Annotated in this window: 15 protein-coding genes; 6 read left to right on the top strand and 9 right to left on the bottom strand. The window is 67.1% G+C overall.

The features are described from left to right. The first annotated feature begins 6 nt into the window (after window positions 1-6). Window positions 7-1,035, top strand: coding sequence for a hypothetical protein (locus ACL58G_RS05240; protein ID WP_440965568.1), 1,029 nt, complete (start codon window positions 7-9; stop codon window positions 1,033-1,035). Here the strand turns inward: ACL58G_RS05240 and ACL58G_RS05235 are convergent, their stop codons facing one another. Next, window positions 1,036-2,049: a zinc-binding alcohol dehydrogenase family protein gene (locus tag ACL58G_RS05235; RefSeq protein WP_440965566.1), complete on the bottom strand. Its 1,014-nt coding sequence runs from the start codon at window positions 2,047-2,049 to the stop codon at window positions 1,036-1,038. Between the two features lie 97 nt (window positions 2,050-2,146). Between ACL58G_RS05235 and ACL58G_RS05230 the strand changes: the two genes are divergently transcribed. Beyond that, window positions 2,147-3,046, top strand: coding sequence for a LysR family transcriptional regulator (locus tag ACL58G_RS05230; protein WP_413381050.1), 900 nt, complete (start codon window positions 2,147-2,149; stop codon window positions 3,044-3,046). Between the two features lie 126 nt (window positions 3,047-3,172). On the opposite strand, the gene ACL58G_RS05225 is transcribed toward ACL58G_RS05230, so the two are convergent. Together ACL58G_RS05225 and ACL58G_RS05220 are read right to left on the bottom strand one after the other, a co-directional pair. Next, window positions 3,173-4,360, bottom strand: coding sequence for a thiolase family protein (locus ACL58G_RS05225; protein WP_413381048.1), 1,188 nt, complete (start codon window positions 4,358-4,360; stop codon window positions 3,173-3,175). A gap of 97 nt (window positions 4,361-4,457) precedes the next feature. Beyond that, entirely contained in the window at window positions 4,458-4,901 is a 444-nt protein-coding gene (locus ACL58G_RS05220; protein WP_036233287.1) for a MarR family winged helix-turn-helix transcriptional regulator, read from the bottom strand. A gap of 130 nt (window positions 4,902-5,031) precedes the next feature. Here ACL58G_RS05220 and ACL58G_RS05215 point away from each other — a divergent pair, with 130 nt between their 5' ends. Then, window positions 5,032-5,574 carry a PaaI family thioesterase gene (locus tag ACL58G_RS05215; protein ID WP_440965564.1) on the top strand — a complete coding sequence of 181 codons (543 nt, stop codon included), beginning with the start codon at window positions 5,032-5,034 and terminating at the stop codon, window positions 5,572-5,574. Between the two features lie 180 nt (window positions 5,575-5,754). Here the strand turns inward: ACL58G_RS05215 and ACL58G_RS05210 are convergent, their stop codons facing one another. Then, window positions 5,755-6,177, bottom strand: coding sequence for a MarR family winged helix-turn-helix transcriptional regulator (locus ACL58G_RS05210; RefSeq protein WP_440965562.1), 423 nt, complete (start codon window positions 6,175-6,177; stop codon window positions 5,755-5,757). Between the two features lie 48 nt (window positions 6,178-6,225). Continuing rightward, window positions 6,226-7,134 (bottom strand): LysR substrate-binding domain-containing protein, encoded by a 909-nt coding sequence (locus ACL58G_RS05205; protein WP_440965560.1) that lies wholly within the window; start codon window positions 7,132-7,134, stop codon window positions 6,226-6,228. Between the two features lie 113 nt (window positions 7,135-7,247). On the opposite strand from ACL58G_RS05205, the gene ACL58G_RS05200 reads away from it, so the two are divergent. Further along, window positions 7,248-7,847, top strand: a complete 600-nt coding sequence (locus ACL58G_RS05200; protein ID WP_440965558.1) for an FMN-dependent NADH-azoreductase — start codon at window positions 7,248-7,250, stop codon at window positions 7,845-7,847. Window positions 7,848-7,863: 16 nt separating this feature from the next. Here the strand turns inward: ACL58G_RS05200 and ACL58G_RS05195 are convergent, their stop codons facing one another. Both ACL58G_RS05195 and ACL58G_RS05190 read right to left on the bottom strand, forming a co-directional pair. Continuing rightward, entirely contained in the window at window positions 7,864-8,658 is a 795-nt protein-coding gene (locus tag ACL58G_RS05195) for an SDR family NAD(P)-dependent oxidoreductase (RefSeq protein WP_413381038.1), read from the bottom strand. An 11-nt stretch (window positions 8,659-8,669) separates the two neighbouring features. Continuing rightward, window positions 8,670-9,254 (bottom strand): ester cyclase, encoded by a 585-nt coding sequence (locus ACL58G_RS05190; protein WP_413385939.1) that lies wholly within the window; start codon window positions 9,252-9,254, stop codon window positions 8,670-8,672. Between the two features lie 32 nt (window positions 9,255-9,286). On the opposite strand from ACL58G_RS05190, the gene ACL58G_RS05185 reads away from it, so the two are divergent. Continuing rightward, window positions 9,287-10,189 (top strand): LysR family transcriptional regulator, encoded by a 903-nt coding sequence (locus ACL58G_RS05185; protein WP_413381036.1) that lies wholly within the window; start codon window positions 9,287-9,289, stop codon window positions 10,187-10,189. A gap of 110 nt (window positions 10,190-10,299) precedes the next feature. Here the strand turns inward: ACL58G_RS05185 and ACL58G_RS05180 are convergent, their stop codons facing one another. Next, window positions 10,300-11,256, bottom strand: a complete 957-nt coding sequence (locus tag ACL58G_RS05180; protein WP_413381034.1) for a S66 peptidase family protein — start codon at window positions 11,254-11,256, stop codon at window positions 10,300-10,302. A 37-nt stretch (window positions 11,257-11,293) separates the two neighbouring features. Between ACL58G_RS05180 and ACL58G_RS05175 the strand changes: the two genes are divergently transcribed. Beyond that, window positions 11,294-11,464, top strand: coding sequence for a hypothetical protein (locus ACL58G_RS05175; RefSeq protein ID WP_413381032.1), 171 nt, complete (start codon window positions 11,294-11,296; stop codon window positions 11,462-11,464). On the opposite strand, the gene ACL58G_RS05170 is transcribed toward ACL58G_RS05175, so the two are convergent. Then, the gene (locus ACL58G_RS05170; RefSeq protein ID WP_413381030.1) at window positions 11,445-14,207 is read right to left on the bottom strand and encodes a TonB-dependent receptor; all 2,763 of its coding nucleotides are present in this window, start codon (window positions 14,205-14,207) and stop codon (window positions 11,445-11,447) included. The two genes, ACL58G_RS05175 and ACL58G_RS05170, sit on opposite strands and share 20 nt — an antisense overlap. Between the last annotated feature and the right edge of the window lie 42 nt (window positions 14,208-14,249).

Genomic DNA, 14,249 nt, shown 5'->3' with positions numbered 1-14,249 from the left:
GGGTTGATGAAAACCGCCCTGCCTCTCCTCCTGGCTGCCTGCCTTGCACAGGCGGCCCACGCCGACGACTGCCAGGTCGGCAAACTTCTCCCGGCACCCAACGACCAGTCCGTACACTGGACGGGCCCCTGCAACAACGGCTATGCGGAAGGCAAGGGCGTGCTCGAATGGACGACGAAGGACGGCACCACGCGCCGCATCGAAGGCACGCTCGCACACGGCGCCGTCAGCGGCGAAGCGAAGCTGAAGGCAGGCGACAAATTCACATACATCGGCTCGCTGACCGACGGCGTGCCGGATGGCGAGGGTTACCTGCACTTTGCCAGCGAGCTGCGCTACGAAGGCGGCCTCAAGATGATGCGGCGCGAGGGCAAGGGCGTGCAGATCTATCCGAACGGCGATACCTACCAGGGCGAATTCCACGCCGACCGGCCGAACGGCCAGGGACGCCTCACGTATGCCCTCGGCGGCATGGTCGAAGGGGAGTTCCGCGACGGCCATCCGGTCGACGGCGACCGCATCACGTATGCGGGCAGCGGCCGCGTCGGCACGCTCGATGTTGGCGCCCGCAACGGGGCGCTGGCCCGTCCCAAGCCCGAGAACACGTTCCAGCAGCGCCAGGCCGAGCCGGACACGGGCACGCTGCTGGCGAAGACGGACGTGCGCTCGCCGCTGCCGACCAACGTCGGCTGGGATGGTCTCACCCCCGAACAGAAGGATATCGTCCGCAATGGTTATCCGGCACTGGAACCTGGCGACGATCCGCCGTATCCGCTGAACGGCACCGTCGAATTCAACCGGCTCGCGGTGGCTGTCGCCGGCAAGTACGGCGCCCGCGGCCTGCTGCGCCTGCACGTGCTGGTCGGCGCGGACGGCAAGGCGAAGGAGGTGCGCAAGGTGGGCAGCTTCGACGACGACGTGATCCGCTACATCGCCAGCGCCGCGATGGCCATGCGCTACAAGCCCGCCGTGTGCCACGGGCAGCCGTGCGAGATGGTCTATCCGATTTCGATGGAATTTACGCGGCGCTTGTAATCAGAATCCCGCCAGCACGATCTTGCCCTGCGCGCGGTTCGACTCGATCAGCGCGTGCGCTCGCTTGAGGTTCGCCGCATCGATGCGTCCAAAATTCTCGTTGGCCGTCGAGCGGATCGTGCCCGCGTCGATCAGGTCCGCCACGCGATTCAAGATCTCGTGCTGGCGGATCATGTCCGGCGTCGAGAACAGCGCGCGCGTGAACATCAGTTCCCAATGCAGCGACACGGCCTTGCGCTTGAACTTGCGGACGTCGATCGGGGCCGGGTCGTCGATCAGCCCGAATTTACCCTGCGGCGCGATGATCTCGACGATCTGGTCGAAGTGCTGCTCCGTGTGCGTGAGGCTGATCACGTAGTGCGGCGCGCCCAGGCCCGCACGCTGGATCTCGTCGGTGAGCGGCCTGCCGTGGTCGATCACGTGGTGGGCGCCGTGCTTCAACACCCAGTCGCGCGTCTCCGCACGCGACGCCGTGCCGACGACCGTCAGGCGGGTCAGCTGGCGTGCCAGCTGCACGAGGATCGAGCCGACGCCGCCCGCCGCGCCGATCACCAATAACGTCTTGCCTTCGCCGCGCTCGTCGGTCGGCACGTCGAGACGGTCGAACAGCAGTTCCCACGCCGTGAGGCTCGTCAGCGGCAGCGCGGCGGCGGCGCCGAAGTCCAGCGACTGCGGCATCCTGCCGGCGATGCGCTCGTCGACCAGTTGCAGCTCGCTGTTGCTGCCGGCGCGGGCGATGGAGCCGGCGTACCAGACGCGGTCGCCCGGACGGAACAGCGTCACGTCCGGCCCGACGGCCTTCACGATGCCGGCGGCATCCCAGCCCAGCACTTTCCACTCGCCGTCGGCCGGTTTGGCGCCGGCGCGCACCTTCACGTCGACGGGGTTCACGGACACGGCCCGCACCTCGACGAGCAGGTCATGGCCGGTCGCGACCGGGTCCGGCAGGGTGATGTCGACGAGGGCATCGGCGTGAGCGATGGGCAGGTTGTCCTGGTAGGCGATGGCTTTCATGGTGGCTCCTTGGTGATCGATGGTTGTCATTCTGGGCGCTTCGATCTTTTTGATAAACTGCGCAATCAAGAAATCACTTTCAAAATTTATTTGAAAAATGAATCTGCGCGACCTCGAACTGTTCGTCACCACGGCCGAGCAAGGCGGCCTCTCCGCGGCCGCGCGCGTGCTGGATGTATCGCCTGCCGTCGCCAGCGCGAGCCTGAAGCGGCTGGAGGCGGATCTCGGTATGGCGCTGTTCGTGCGCACGACGCGCAGCATGCGCCTGACGGTGGCCGGCGAACGCCTGCTGGCCCGCTGCCGCCCGCTGCTCGACGGCCTGCGCGACGCCGAGGCGGAGGTACGTGCGGGAGAAAACACGATCGAGGGACAATTGCAGATCTCGATGCCGTCCGACCTCGGCCGCCACGTCGTGCTGCCGTGGCTGAACGCGTTCCAGGAACGGCATCCGGCCGTGCGCCTGCGGCTGCAGCTGACGGACCGGCTGGCCGATATTTATCGCGAGCCCGTCGACATCGCGCTCCGCTTCGGCAAGCCGAGAGAGTCCAGCATGGTGGCGCTGCCGCTGCTGGAAACGAACCGCCGCGTGCTGTGCGCGTCGCCTGCATATCTGGCGCGGCACGGCGCGCCGGCGTCGCCGCATGACCTATCCGCGCACAACTGCCTGTGCTTCATGCTGGAGGAGTCGGTCAACGACCGCTGGCGCTTCTACAAGGACGGTGCCGAGATCGAGGTGACGGTGCGCGGCGACCGCGTGGCCGACGATTCCGAGATCGTGCGGCGCTGGGCACTGGCTGGCCTGGGGCTGTGCTACCGCTCGCGCATCGACGTGCAGGCCGATCTCGCAAGCGGTGCGCTACATACCGTGTGCGCGGACTGGGAGGGCAACAACCAGCCGCTGTACATGGTGCTGGCGAACCGGCGGCAGGTGTCGCCGGCCGTCAGGGTGCTCAGGGAGTTTCTGGTGGAGCGGATGCGGGAGATGGTGGCGGCGTAATCCGTCGCCCCCGCGCGGGCGGGGGCCCAGGTTCTGCATGCGTCAACGTAACGCTTGAAAATTGGATCCCCGCCTGCGCGGAGACGACGTCGTTTTACGTTCGCGTATTGTTTAGCGTCCGCGTGTTCATGCGATCTGCTCCAGCGCCAGCGCAATCCCCTGCCCGCCCCCGATGCACAGCGTGACGACGCCACGCCGCGCCAGCCCGCGCCGCATCGCATGCAGCAGCCGCACCGTCAGCACGGCCCCCGTTGCGCCGATCGGGTGACCGTGCGCCACCGCGCCCCCTTCGACATTGATGACGTCTTCCGCCAGCGACAGCTTTCTCGCCACCGCCAGCGGCACGGCGGCGAACGCCTCGTTGATTTCGTAGCGGTCGACGTCGCCGACGTTCCACCCCGCGCGCGCAAGGGCTTTCTGCACGGCCGGTACGGGACCGAGGCCGAACATGCCCGGCTCCACGGCCGCCACGCCCGAGGCGACGAGGCGCGCGATAGGCTGCAGGCCCAGGCGCTCGGCCGTCGCGCGGTTGGCGACGATGACGGCGGCCGCGCCGCTGTTCAGGCCCGGCGCGTTACCGGCCGTGATCGTGCCGTTCGGGCGGAACGCCGGCTTCAGTTTCGCCAGCGTCTCCAAGGTGGTGTCCGGGCGGTTCGCTTCGTCCGTGTCGAACAGCTGCACGCCGCGCTTGCCCGCGATCTCGATCGCCACGATTTCATCCTTGAACGCACCGGCCGCCTGGGCTTCCGAGAAGCGGCGCTGCGAACGCTCGGCCCAGCGGTCCTGCGCGGCGCGGGTGAGGTCCACATCCTTCACGAGATCCTCCGTGTGCCAGCCCGAGTGCTGGGCGGAGAACGCGTCGTTCAGGCCGTCATGCAGCAGGCTGTCGTAGATCTGCGCGTGGCCCATGCGCGCCCCCCAGCGGGCCTGCGGCATCAGGTATGGCGCCTGGTCCATGTTTTCCATGCCGCCGGCCAGCACGACGCTGGATTCGCCGGCGAGGATCTCGTGCGCGGCCGACGCGATGGCCTGCGCGCCCGAGCCGCACACGCGGTTCAGCGTCATTGCGGGCACGCTCACGGGAATGCCGCCGTGGACCGCGGCCTGGCGCGCCGGGTTCATGCGGTTGCCCGCCTGGACCACGTTGCCCATCAGGACGGCGTCGATGGCGTCCGGAGCGATGCCCGCGCGCTCGACGGCGGCGCGCACGGCGGCCGCGCCCAGTTCGACGGCGGGGATGGATTTCAGGGAACCGTTGAACGCGCCGATGGCGGTACGCACGGGGGCACACAGGACGATGTCGCGGGCAGACATGATGACTCCTTTCGGGTTGGATGGCGGGATCGTGCAAATAGGAGTATATACACGTATTTTGAAAGACGCATGACGCGCGGCCTGCCGGCGAGCGGATTTATTTGACTTCGGGCTCGTGTATGCCCGTCTCGACGACGGCGCGCAGCAGCATGCGCAGTTCGAGTGCGCGTTCGCTGCCGAAGTTCTGTTCGAAGGTCTGCTGGGCGCGGCGCCACAGCGGCAGCACGGCTTTCACCTTGGCCTTGCCGGCCGGCGTGAGGACGATCACGCGCTCACGCTTGTCGTGCTCGCTGGGACCGGTCGTCACGAGGGCATCGCGCTCGAGCGGCTTGAGGTTGCGGGTGAGGGTCGTGCGGTCCATGACCAGTTCGGCGGACATCTGGTTGACCGTCATCGGCCCGAGCCCCAGCAGCTTGTACAGGATGGAGAACTGCGTGACGCGCAGGCCGGCCTCGCTCAGCACCTGGTCGTACACGCCGGTGATGTAACGCGACGCCTGGCGCAGGGCGAGGCAGTTGCACAGGGGGTCGTTCGATGTCATGTACGGTATTCCATTGCCGGGATGGCGTTAGTGCCGTCCCTCTAGCGAGTATAACCCCGGGGACGCCGGAACCCGTGCATAATCCACCGGAGCCTTGCATATACACCCAATCACACGACAGGAGGATCGCATGGAGACGCAGCCGACGGTGGCACAACAATGGGAAGAACAGCTGCGCGCGGTGCGTGCGCGCATCGAGCAGGGCGGCGGACGTCCGGGCGTGGTGCCGGCGCAGGAAGCGCGCGGGATGACGGGCCTGGCCATCATGGAAGCGCTGCTCGACGGCCGCTTCCCGTATGCGCACATCGCCGAGACGCTCGACTTCTTCCTCGTCGAGGTCGAGAAGGGCAAGGCCACGTTCCAGGGCACGCCGCAGGCAATACACCTGAATCCGATGGGGACCGTGCACGGTGGCTGGTACGCGACCCTGCTCGACTCGGCCGTCGGCTGCGCCGTGCAGACGGCGCTCGAACCGGGATACGCCTACACGACAGCGGAGCTGAGCGTGAACCTCGTGCGCGGCGCGCGGCTCGACGGCGGGCCGCTGCGCGCGATCGGCACGGTGCTCCATTGCGGCCGCCAGCTCGCGACGGCAGAAGGGCGGATCGTCGATGCGCAGGGCCGGCTGTATGCGCATGCGACGACGACCTGTTTGGTATTCGAAGCCCGGTAGGGTGGGCTCGCCGTGCCCGCGCGTGACGTGTGCGCCATGCCGGCGTCCGCGTGGGCACGTTCGTATGCGAGGCCCCCGGCCTCACATACCCCACCCTACGATTCATGCCGTCGATTTCTCGACGGCGTCGCGGGTCGGATCAGCGGCGAGCATACGCACATATCGGTGCAAAATGTTTTGCTACGGTGCCAGCGTCGACAGCGATTGACGCAACTCCCCGGCCGGCCCTGCGCCGAACTTGCTCTCGAACTCCGCCTGCGCCGTCTGCCACACGGGCATCGCTTGCGCCAGCCTGGCGCGGCCCGCATCGGTGAGGCGCACGACGTTGCGGCGCGCGTCGCCCTCATGCGGTCCGATGGCCACGAGGCCGTCGCGGGCCAAAGGCTGCAGCGCGCGGATCACGCTCGTGCGCTCCATCACCATCGCCTCGGCGAGATCCTTCATCGAGCCCTCTTTGACCTCGTCGATGTAGACCAGGATCGAGAACTGCGTGCTCGTCAGGTTCACGCGCGACAGGTGGTCTTCATACATCTTCGTCACCAGACGCGCCGCCTTGCGGGAGGCGAAGCAGTTGCAGGCAATGAGTCGTTCGGAAGCAGTCATGGTCATAGTGTTATGTGCGTACGCACATGTGTCAAGCGTTTTCAAAAATTATCCGCTCATGACGGCATCCATGTGCGCCTTCAGCATGTCGACGAACACACGCGTGCGCGCCGGCATCAGGCGCCGTCCCGGCATCACGCACCAGAGGCTGGCCGTCGGCAGCGACCAGTCGGGCAGGACGCGGCGCAGGCGGCCGTTGCCGATCCAGTCGCGCAGGGCGGCGTCGGCCGGCAGCGCGGCGATGCCCGCGCCGCGGTACGCCATTTCGCGTTGCAACCGGGGCGAATTGCATACCAGCGGTCCCTGCACGACGTGCTCCCAGCGCTCGTCGCCGCGCGCCAGCACCCACGGCAGCGTCGTACCGTCGTGTCCGGTGTAGGCAAGACAGGCATGCTCGACAAGGTCATCGGGCGTCGCCGGTGTGCCGTGTTCGGCCAGGTAATCCGGGCTGGCAAACAAACCCTGGCCCACGTCGAACAGCTTGCGCGCGACGAGCGTCGCATCGTCGGGCAGGTGCTGGGCGGCGCGCACGGCCACGTCGAAACGTTCGCTCAGGAGGTCCACGCGGCGCGGGGACAGGTCGATGCGCAGCCGGACGTCCGGATAGCGCGCCTGGAACGCCTGGCAGAAGGCGGCGAAGTCGGATTCGATGAGGTCGGCCGGCATCGACACGCGCAATTCGCCGCGCGGCGTTTCCTGCCGGTGCTGGGCCAGCGCCGCGACTTCTTCCGTTTCGTCGACGAGGCGGCGCGCATGCTCCAGGATGCGCTCGCCGAACGCCGTGATCGCCACGCGCCGCGTGCTGCGCACGAACAGCTTTTCGCCCAGCGCTTCTTCCAGCAGGGTCAGGCGGCGCGACAGCGTCGACTTCGGCAGGTCGGCCCGTTCGGCCGCCTGCGAAAAACTGCCCGCGTCGACGACCCGCACGAACAGGATCAGATCGTTTGCATCCACCATGGCCCAGACTCCCGTCCCATAAATGGAACAATGATATCCGGAAACCCGGCTTAATCCCGTCGAAGAGTCTCAATAGAATGTTCTCCATCGACCCAACACTTCTGGAGAACACGATGAACATCCTGCAAATCAACGGTAGCGCCCGTGCCAACGGTTCGAACTCCACCCGCGTCGCCGACGCGATCACGGCGCGCCTGAAAGCACGTCATCCGGAAGCGACGGTCGAGCTGCGCGACCTGGCGCGCGACCCGCACCCCGTGCTGGACGAAGCCGCGCTGTCCGCGCTGTTCACGCCCGCCGAACAACGCACGCCGGAGCAAAGCGCCCGCGTGGCGCTGGACGATGCGCTGATCGCACAGCTGAAAAACGCCGACGTGATCGTGCTGGGCGTGCCGATGTATAACTTCAGCGTGTCCGTGCAAATTAAATCGTGGATCGACGCCGTTGCCCGCGCCGGCCAGACCTTCCGCTACACGGCGAACGGTCCGGAAGGCCTTGTCACCGGCAAGAAGGTCTACGTGGGCCTGGCCAGAGGCGGCATCTACCGCGATACGGAGCGCGACTCGCAGGTGCCGTACCTGAAGGGCGTGCTGGGCCTGATGGGCATGACGGACGTCGAGTTCATCTACGCCGAAGGCGTGAACATGGGCGAGGACCGCGCCAGCGCCGCCTTCGACGAAGTCGCCACGCAGATCGACGACGTGGTCGCGTAAAGGTCGGGGCGCGAGACTAAGCGATCGTGTCGACCACCCCGCCATCCACCCGCAGCGCCGCGCCCGTCGTGGCCGAGGCCTGCGGCGAGCACACGTAGACGATCATGTTCGCCACCTCGTCCACGCTCGCCGCGCGGCGCAGGATGGAGCTGGGGCGGTGCGTGCGCACGAAGTCCGTCGCCGCCTGCTCGACCGACGTATCGGCTTCTTTCGCCGCCCCTTCCAGCATGGCGCGCACGCCTTCCGACAGGGTCGGCCCCGGCAGCACCGCGTTGACGGTGACGCCGCTGCCGGCCGCCAGCTTCGCCAGCCCGCGCGATATCGCCAGCTGCGCCGTCTTCGTCATCCCGTAGTGAATCATGTCGGCCGGGATGTTCAGCCCCGATTCCGACGAGATGAACACGACGCGGCCCCAGTCCCGTTCCAGCATCCCCTTCAGGTAGTGCCGCGCGAGGCGCACGCCCGACATCACGTTCAGCTGGAAAAAATGCTCCCACGTGGCGTCGTCGATCTCGAAGAAATCCTGCGGCCCGTACGTGCCCGCGTTGTTGACGAGGATGTCCACGTGCGGCTCGGCGTTGAATAGCGCCGCGGCGCCTTCCGCCGTCGCAAGGTCGGCGGCGACGCCACGCAATTGCGCGCCCGGCACCCGCGCCAGCACGGCCGCGCGGGCACGTTCGAGCGCATCCACGGAGCGCCCATTGAGGATGACGGTGGCGCCCGCGTCGGCGAGCCCGATGGCGGTCGCCAGGCCGATGCCTGCGGTGGAGGCGGAAACGAGTGCGGTCTTGCCGGTCAAATCGATGTGCATGATGGTCCCTTTCAACGGGCGACGAGGCCCAGTTGCTGCATCAGTGTGAGGTTGTCTTCGATGTGCCAGTTGTCGGCGATCTTCCCGTCCGCGATGCGATAGATGTCGGTGGCAATGAAGTCGATCGCTTGCCCCTGCCCCTGTCTGTCAGCCCACCGTCCCGTGAAATGGCCGTGGAAGCGATAGTGCACGGTGACGCGGTCGCCCGCAACGATCAGTTGTAGCAGGTCGGCCTGCAGATCGGGTATCGCCGTGCGCACGAACCTGGAGGCGGCCAGCGGCCCCGGCACGCCTTGCGCGCGGCCCGGCGGCAGTGTGCGGTCCGTGAAATCGGCTGCGAGCGCGGCGCGGGCAAAGCGTTCGTCGCCAGTGTGCCAGAACGTGGCGTAATGGCGCGCCGCCCGCATGTCCGCGTCACGCTGCGCCGGCGGCAGCGACCGGTCGACGATGACTTGCCGGGCGCTGACGAGTTGTTCGTCCGCGCAGGCCGGCAGCGCCACCAGCACGGCGGCGAGGATAGTAAAAGCTTTCATGGTGATGCTCCTGGTGTCGATGAGCCCATCATAGATTTCACGCTGATCGAAAAATAGCGGCAGAATACGAAATCATTGTTTCCAAAAAGCGCAAGATGGACACGCTCGCCAACAACTTCCCTGCCCTCGTCGCATTCGCGCGAATCGTCTCGGCCGGCAGCCTGTCCGCCGCCGCGCGCGAGCTGGACGTGCCCGTGTCCGTCGTCAGCAAGCGCCTGTCCTTGCTGGAAGCGAGCCTGGGCACGCGCCTCCTGCAGCGCACGACGCGGCGCCAGACGCTGACGGACGAAGGTCGGCTGTTCCACGCGCGCGTGCTGCGCATCCTGGACGAAGTCGAGCAGGCCGAAGCCCTGCTCGCGCAGCGCCGCGACGGCGTGCACGGCCTGTTGCGCATCACGGCGCCGGGCGAATTCGGGCGGCGCTGGCTGGCGCCGATCGCGGCCGCGTTCCAGGAGCTGCATCCACAGGTGACCATCCAGCTCGAGCTGACTGACGCCGTCGTCGACCTGCTGGACAGCGGTCATGACCTCGGCATCCGCTACGGCGCGCTGGAAGCATCCTCGCTCGTCGCGCGCGCGCTGGCGCCGAACTACCGCGTGCTGTGCGCGTCGCCGGCGTACCTGCAGCGCCACGGCGAACCGCGCACGCCGGCCGAACTGGCGGGCCACCGCTGCATCGTGATCGGCGATCAACGCCGCACGGACTGGAAATTCGACGGCGACGAGACGGCGCCCGTGCGCGTGGATGCCGCCTTCCTCACGAACGACGGCGGCGCCGCGCAGCAGCTGGCGCTGGCCGGCAGCGGCATCGCGCTGAAATCGATCTGGGACGTGGGGGATGACCTGGCAGCCGGGCGTTTGCGGCGTGTGCTTCCGAACCACGCGATGGCGGCGGCGCCGCTGCATGCGGTGTATCCGCACCAGCGGAATCTGGCGCCAAGGGTGCGGGTGTTCGTGGAGTATCTGAAGGAGCGGTTGCAGGAGGCGTGGCGGTGGTAAGCACGAGCCGCTACGTTGAAACGTCGTTCCCGCGAAGGCGGGAACCCAAGTTGCTGGCGCTGCGATAACGCATACAAGATTGGGCCCCCGCCTCCGCGGGGCGACGGGCTTCAGCTAACGGCTGCCTCCAGCAACGTCACCGTCCGCGCCTCCGTATCCAGCCGGCCCCGGATCCCGACCGGCATCGTGAACTGGTTGCGGATATGCCCGAACGAATACCCCGTCACCGCCGGCACGCGCAGCGGCTGCAGGTGCACGTCGAGGGTCTCGTCCAAGGTCAGCGACGGCCCGTCGCCCTGCGGTCCGCAGTTCTCGCAGATGCCGATCATGACGCCGGCAGCTTTATCAAAACCGACGGCGAGGTCGAGCTGCGTCATCCAGCGGTCGATGCGGTACGGCTCCTCGTTCACCTCTTCGAGGAACAGCAGGCCGCCCGTGAAATCCGCCGCGTACGGCGTGCCCGCGAGCGCGCTCGCGAGCGACAGATTGCCCCCGATGAGCGGGCCCTCGGCGACGCCTTCGTGCACGGTGCGCGTCGCATACCACGGCTCTTCCAGCGCGCGGCGGTCGTTCTCCGCCGACATCGGGATCGTGTAGGCGTCTCTCGGCTCCGTCAGCACGGCCAGCAGGTGCTCCGTCGAATAGGCCGACGGCGTGCTCGATGCGACCGGGCCGTGGAACGTCACGAGGCCCGCGTGGCGGTGGATGGCGAGGTGCAGCGCGGTGATATCGGAGTAGCCCAGCAGGACCTTCGGATGGGTGCGGATCAGGCGGTAGTCCAGGTGCCGCAGCAGCGAGATGCAGCCGGACCCGCCGCGGATCGCCCAGATGGCTTTCACGTCGGAATCGCGGAACATCGCGTGCAGGTCGGCGATGCGCGCCGCGACCGTGCCGCCGTAATTGCCCCACACGTCGCGCAGGTACGTGCCCAGCTTGACGCGGAAGCCCAGCGCCTCAATGTGCTGGACCGCCTTCTCGATGGCGGCGTCGCTCGTGTAGCCGCCCGGCGCGACGAGGCCGACGACGTCGCCGCGGCGCAGGCGCGGTGGTTTGATCAGTGGTGTCATGGTTTTCGATGCGGACCACGCAGGCGCAGGAAGAGACGTGAAGCGCAGCAACAATGCCGCCGCCATCATCTGGTTGAATCTGCGCCTGCCGTTCATGGTGGGTTCAAGTAAAACGGCCCGCGCCGCGGAAGCTTGTGGCTTCCATGGTCGCGGGCCGCAGGTCGTGCCAAGGATACTGGCGCTACCGGTTAGAAGAAGCGGTACTTGACGTCGAAGCTCAGCGAGCGGCCGCGCGGGTCGGCCACGCGCGGATCCCAGCCGGCGCCCACGACTTCGTCCACGTTGTGCGCCGTGAACGGCGGGTCGCGGTCGAACAGGTTCTGGATGCCGACGGTGATCGTCGTGTTTTTCAAGCCCGTGTACGTCGTGGACAGGCCCCACGTCGTGTAGCTGGCGACGTGCGGATTGAAGCCCGCCGGCGGCGTGCCCTTGCCGCCGTTCGGCACCTGGTCCTTGTAGCCGTCGCGGTACAGGTTACTGAGCAGGAAGCTCCATGCGCCCTTGTTCACACTGAACGTGGCGTTGTGCTTCCAGCGCAGGTAAATGTCGCGCGTATAAAAATTGCCGACGTATTCGACGTACGGCTGGCCTTCGAACTCGGCGAACTGGTAGCTCTGCGTCCAGGTGCCGTCGAGGGTCGCGTTCCAGCGCCAGCCGTCCGGCAGGTTGCCGCGGCCGCGCAGGCCCACGTCGGCGCCGCGCGTCTTGAGGCCGGCCGCGTTGATCCAGCCCGCGTCGACGTAATCGATGGTACCGTCCGCATTGCGGTGGATGTACTCGCCCAGCGCAGCCGCATTGGCCAGCACCACTTGCGGCGTGCGGTTCAGGATGCGGTCCTTGACGTTGATCGCCCAGTAGTCAACTGACATCGAGAAGTTCGCGTTCGGCTCGACGATGAAGCCCAGGGTGCCCTGCTTGGACGTCTCCGGACGCAGGTTCGGGTTGCCGCCGCTGAAGTAGTTCAGGCGCTCGATCGCGCAGTAGCGCGGGTCGCCCTGGTGGGACGCGCAGCCGACCGGGTCGGACACGCCGTTCGGCAGTTCCTGGTCCAGGCGGCCCGAATACAGCTGGGCGAAGCTCGGCGCCAGGAAACCCTTGTTGGCCGAACCGCGCAGCATCAGCCAGCTCGTGGGACGGTAGCTGAACGCGATCTTCGGATTCGTCGTTGCGCCGATCAGGCTGTAGTCGTCGCGGCGCAGCGCCAGCTGCAGTTCCAGGTTCTTCATGACCGGAACCACGAGCTCGGTGTAGATCGCCTTGACGTTGCGGTTGACCGTGTCCTGGTTCGCGTTACCCGGCGCCAGCAGGATCTTGGTCGCGTCGACGTCCTGCGCGAAGCCATAGCCCTCGCGGCGCAGGTCGGTGCCGATCGCGCCCTGCAGCGGGCCGGCCGGCAGTTGCCAGATCTCGCCCGAGATGGAGGCGTTGAACTGCGTGAGCGTCGTCTTGCCGTGCTGGAGGCGGCCGTAGAATTTGGTGCCTTCCAGCGCCTGCATCGCGGCGGCGCTCTGGCCCTGCGACGGCGCGGCGAACGGGTTCACGACGCCGCTGCCCAGCACTTGGTACAGCGCGCTCGTGTAGGCATAGCCGTCGACGAGGTCCGTCTTGGTGTGGCTCTCGCTGTGCGACAAGTCGATCTTGTAGTCCCACTTGCCGGCCAGGAGACCCTCGGCGCCCGTCATCAGGCGCACGGTGTCGGTCGTGTAGTTCTGCGTGCGGTTACCCAGCGGCCAGGCGCGCCATTTGTAGATGATCGGCTTGGTCTTGTCGAACGAAGCGATGTACGGCGACAGGTCCTGGTAGTACGGCCCCCCCACCGGATACGCGTTGCCGTTCGCGAGCGACGTGGAGATCTGCGCCGGCGTCAGGATCGCCAGCGAATTCGTATGCGCGGCGACGGCTTCGGCGAACACGCGGTGGTCCGGGTTGACCTGGAACGTGGCGCGGGCGACGCCGTTCGTGCGCTCCGTCGGCAACTGCATCACGTAGTCGCCGCCGTAGTCGTAGGCGCAGGAATAGGTCGAGCGCAGCGGCGACGTCACGTCCTTCCACAGCGCCGTCGCGTACTGGTTCATGCCCTGCACGCTGTCGCACTTGCCCTGCAGGGAGAGGAGACCCGCCTGCAGGTATTTGTTCGGATCGCCCGGCATCTGGAAGTTCGAGCCCAGCGCGGTGCCGGCGCCCGTCAGCTGGTTGGCGACCGGGGTGCCGGTGGTGTCCGGCGACAGGCCGCGCGCCGGCTGGTAGCCGTTGGCGAACGAGCGCTGGTGCGAATCGAGTTCGTTGTTCCGGTCGTAGCCGACGGCCACCATGACGTTGAAGCGGTCGGTGTCCAGGTTGCCGTGACCGGCCACGACCTGCAGCCGGCGGGTGGCGCCGCCGCCGTGCTCCGTCCAGTTGCCGGTGGCATTCGCCTGCAGGCCTTCGAAATTCGTCTTGAGGATGAAGTTGATGACGCCGCCGACGGCGTCCGTGCCATAGATCGCGGATGCGCCATCCTTCAGCACTTCGATACGGGCGACGGCCGCCAGCGGGATCGTGTTCAGGTCGACCGCCTTGCCGGACAGGCCGTAGCCGGAAATGCGGCGGCCGTTGATCAGCACGAGGGTGCCGGTCGGGCCCAGGCCGCGCAGCGATGCGAACGAGCCGCCGCCGCTGACGCGGTCGGCATCCGCGCCGAACACGTTATTACCTGAAGTCATATTGTCCGCGCCCGTGCCGTTGGCCGAAATCAGGCGCATCAGCTGTTCCGCGTTCGTGACGCCCTGCTTGTCCAGCTGGTCCATCGTGATCGTCTGCACCGGCAGCGCGCCTTCGGTGGCGATGCGCTTGATGCTGGAACCCGTGATCTCGACGCGCGCGATCGGCTTGTCCGTTTGCGCTTGCTGCGCGACGGCCGGGGCTGCGGTACCGATCACGGCGATCATGGTCGCTAGCTTCTTTAACTTCACGTGGCTCTCCTTGGTGCACGATGACGTTGGCATGAATTGTTG

The sequence above is a fragment of the Massilia sp. GER05 genome, assembly GCF_052056005.1.
Classification (GTDB): Bacteria; Pseudomonadota; Gammaproteobacteria; order Burkholderiales; family Burkholderiaceae_D; genus Telluria; species Telluria orientalis.
This window is presented reverse-complemented; position numbering and strand designations above follow the sequence as displayed.

What these genes read in the sequence shown, in the direction of transcription:
- ACL58G_RS05240 (WP_440965568.1), top strand. Translation starts at nt 7, where the DNA reads ATGAAAACCGCCCTGCCTCTCCTCCTGGCTGCCTGCCTTGCACAGGCG.
- ACL58G_RS05210 (WP_440965562.1), bottom strand. Translation starts at nt 6,177, where the DNA reads ATGACTGCTTCCGAACGACTCATTGCCTGCAACTGCTTCGCCTCCCGC.
- ACL58G_RS05180 (WP_413381034.1), bottom strand. Translation starts at nt 11,256, where the DNA reads ATGACACCACTGATCAAACCACCGCGCCTGCGCCGCGGCGACGTCGTC.
- ACL58G_RS05200 (WP_440965558.1), top strand. Translation starts at nt 7,248, where the DNA reads ATGAACATCCTGCAAATCAACGGTAGCGCCCGTGCCAACGGTTCGAAC.
- ACL58G_RS05215 (WP_440965564.1), top strand. Translation starts at nt 5,032, where the DNA reads ATGGAGACGCAGCCGACGGTGGCACAACAATGGGAAGAACAGCTGCGC.
- ACL58G_RS05230 (WP_413381050.1), top strand. Translation starts at nt 2,147, where the DNA reads ATGAATCTGCGCGACCTCGAACTGTTCGTCACCACGGCCGAGCAAGGC.
- ACL58G_RS05205 (WP_440965560.1), bottom strand. Translation starts at nt 7,134, where the DNA reads ATGGTGGATGCAAACGATCTGATCCTGTTCGTGCGGGTCGTCGACGCG.
- ACL58G_RS05235 (WP_440965566.1), bottom strand. Translation starts at nt 2,049, where the DNA reads ATGAAAGCCATCGCCTACCAGGACAACCTGCCCATCGCTCACGCCGAT.
- ACL58G_RS05225 (WP_413381048.1), bottom strand. Translation starts at nt 4,360, where the DNA reads ATGTCTGCCCGCGACATCGTCCTGTGTGCCCCCGTGCGTACCGCCATC.
- ACL58G_RS05220 (WP_036233287.1), bottom strand. Translation starts at nt 4,901, where the DNA reads ATGACATCGAACGACCCCCTGTGCAACTGCCTCGCCCTGCGCCAGGCG.
- ACL58G_RS05195 (WP_413381038.1), bottom strand. Translation starts at nt 8,658, where the DNA reads ATGCACATCGATTTGACCGGCAAGACCGCACTCGTTTCCGCCTCCACC.
- ACL58G_RS05185 (WP_413381036.1), top strand. Translation starts at nt 9,287, where the DNA reads ATGGACACGCTCGCCAACAACTTCCCTGCCCTCGTCGCATTCGCGCGA.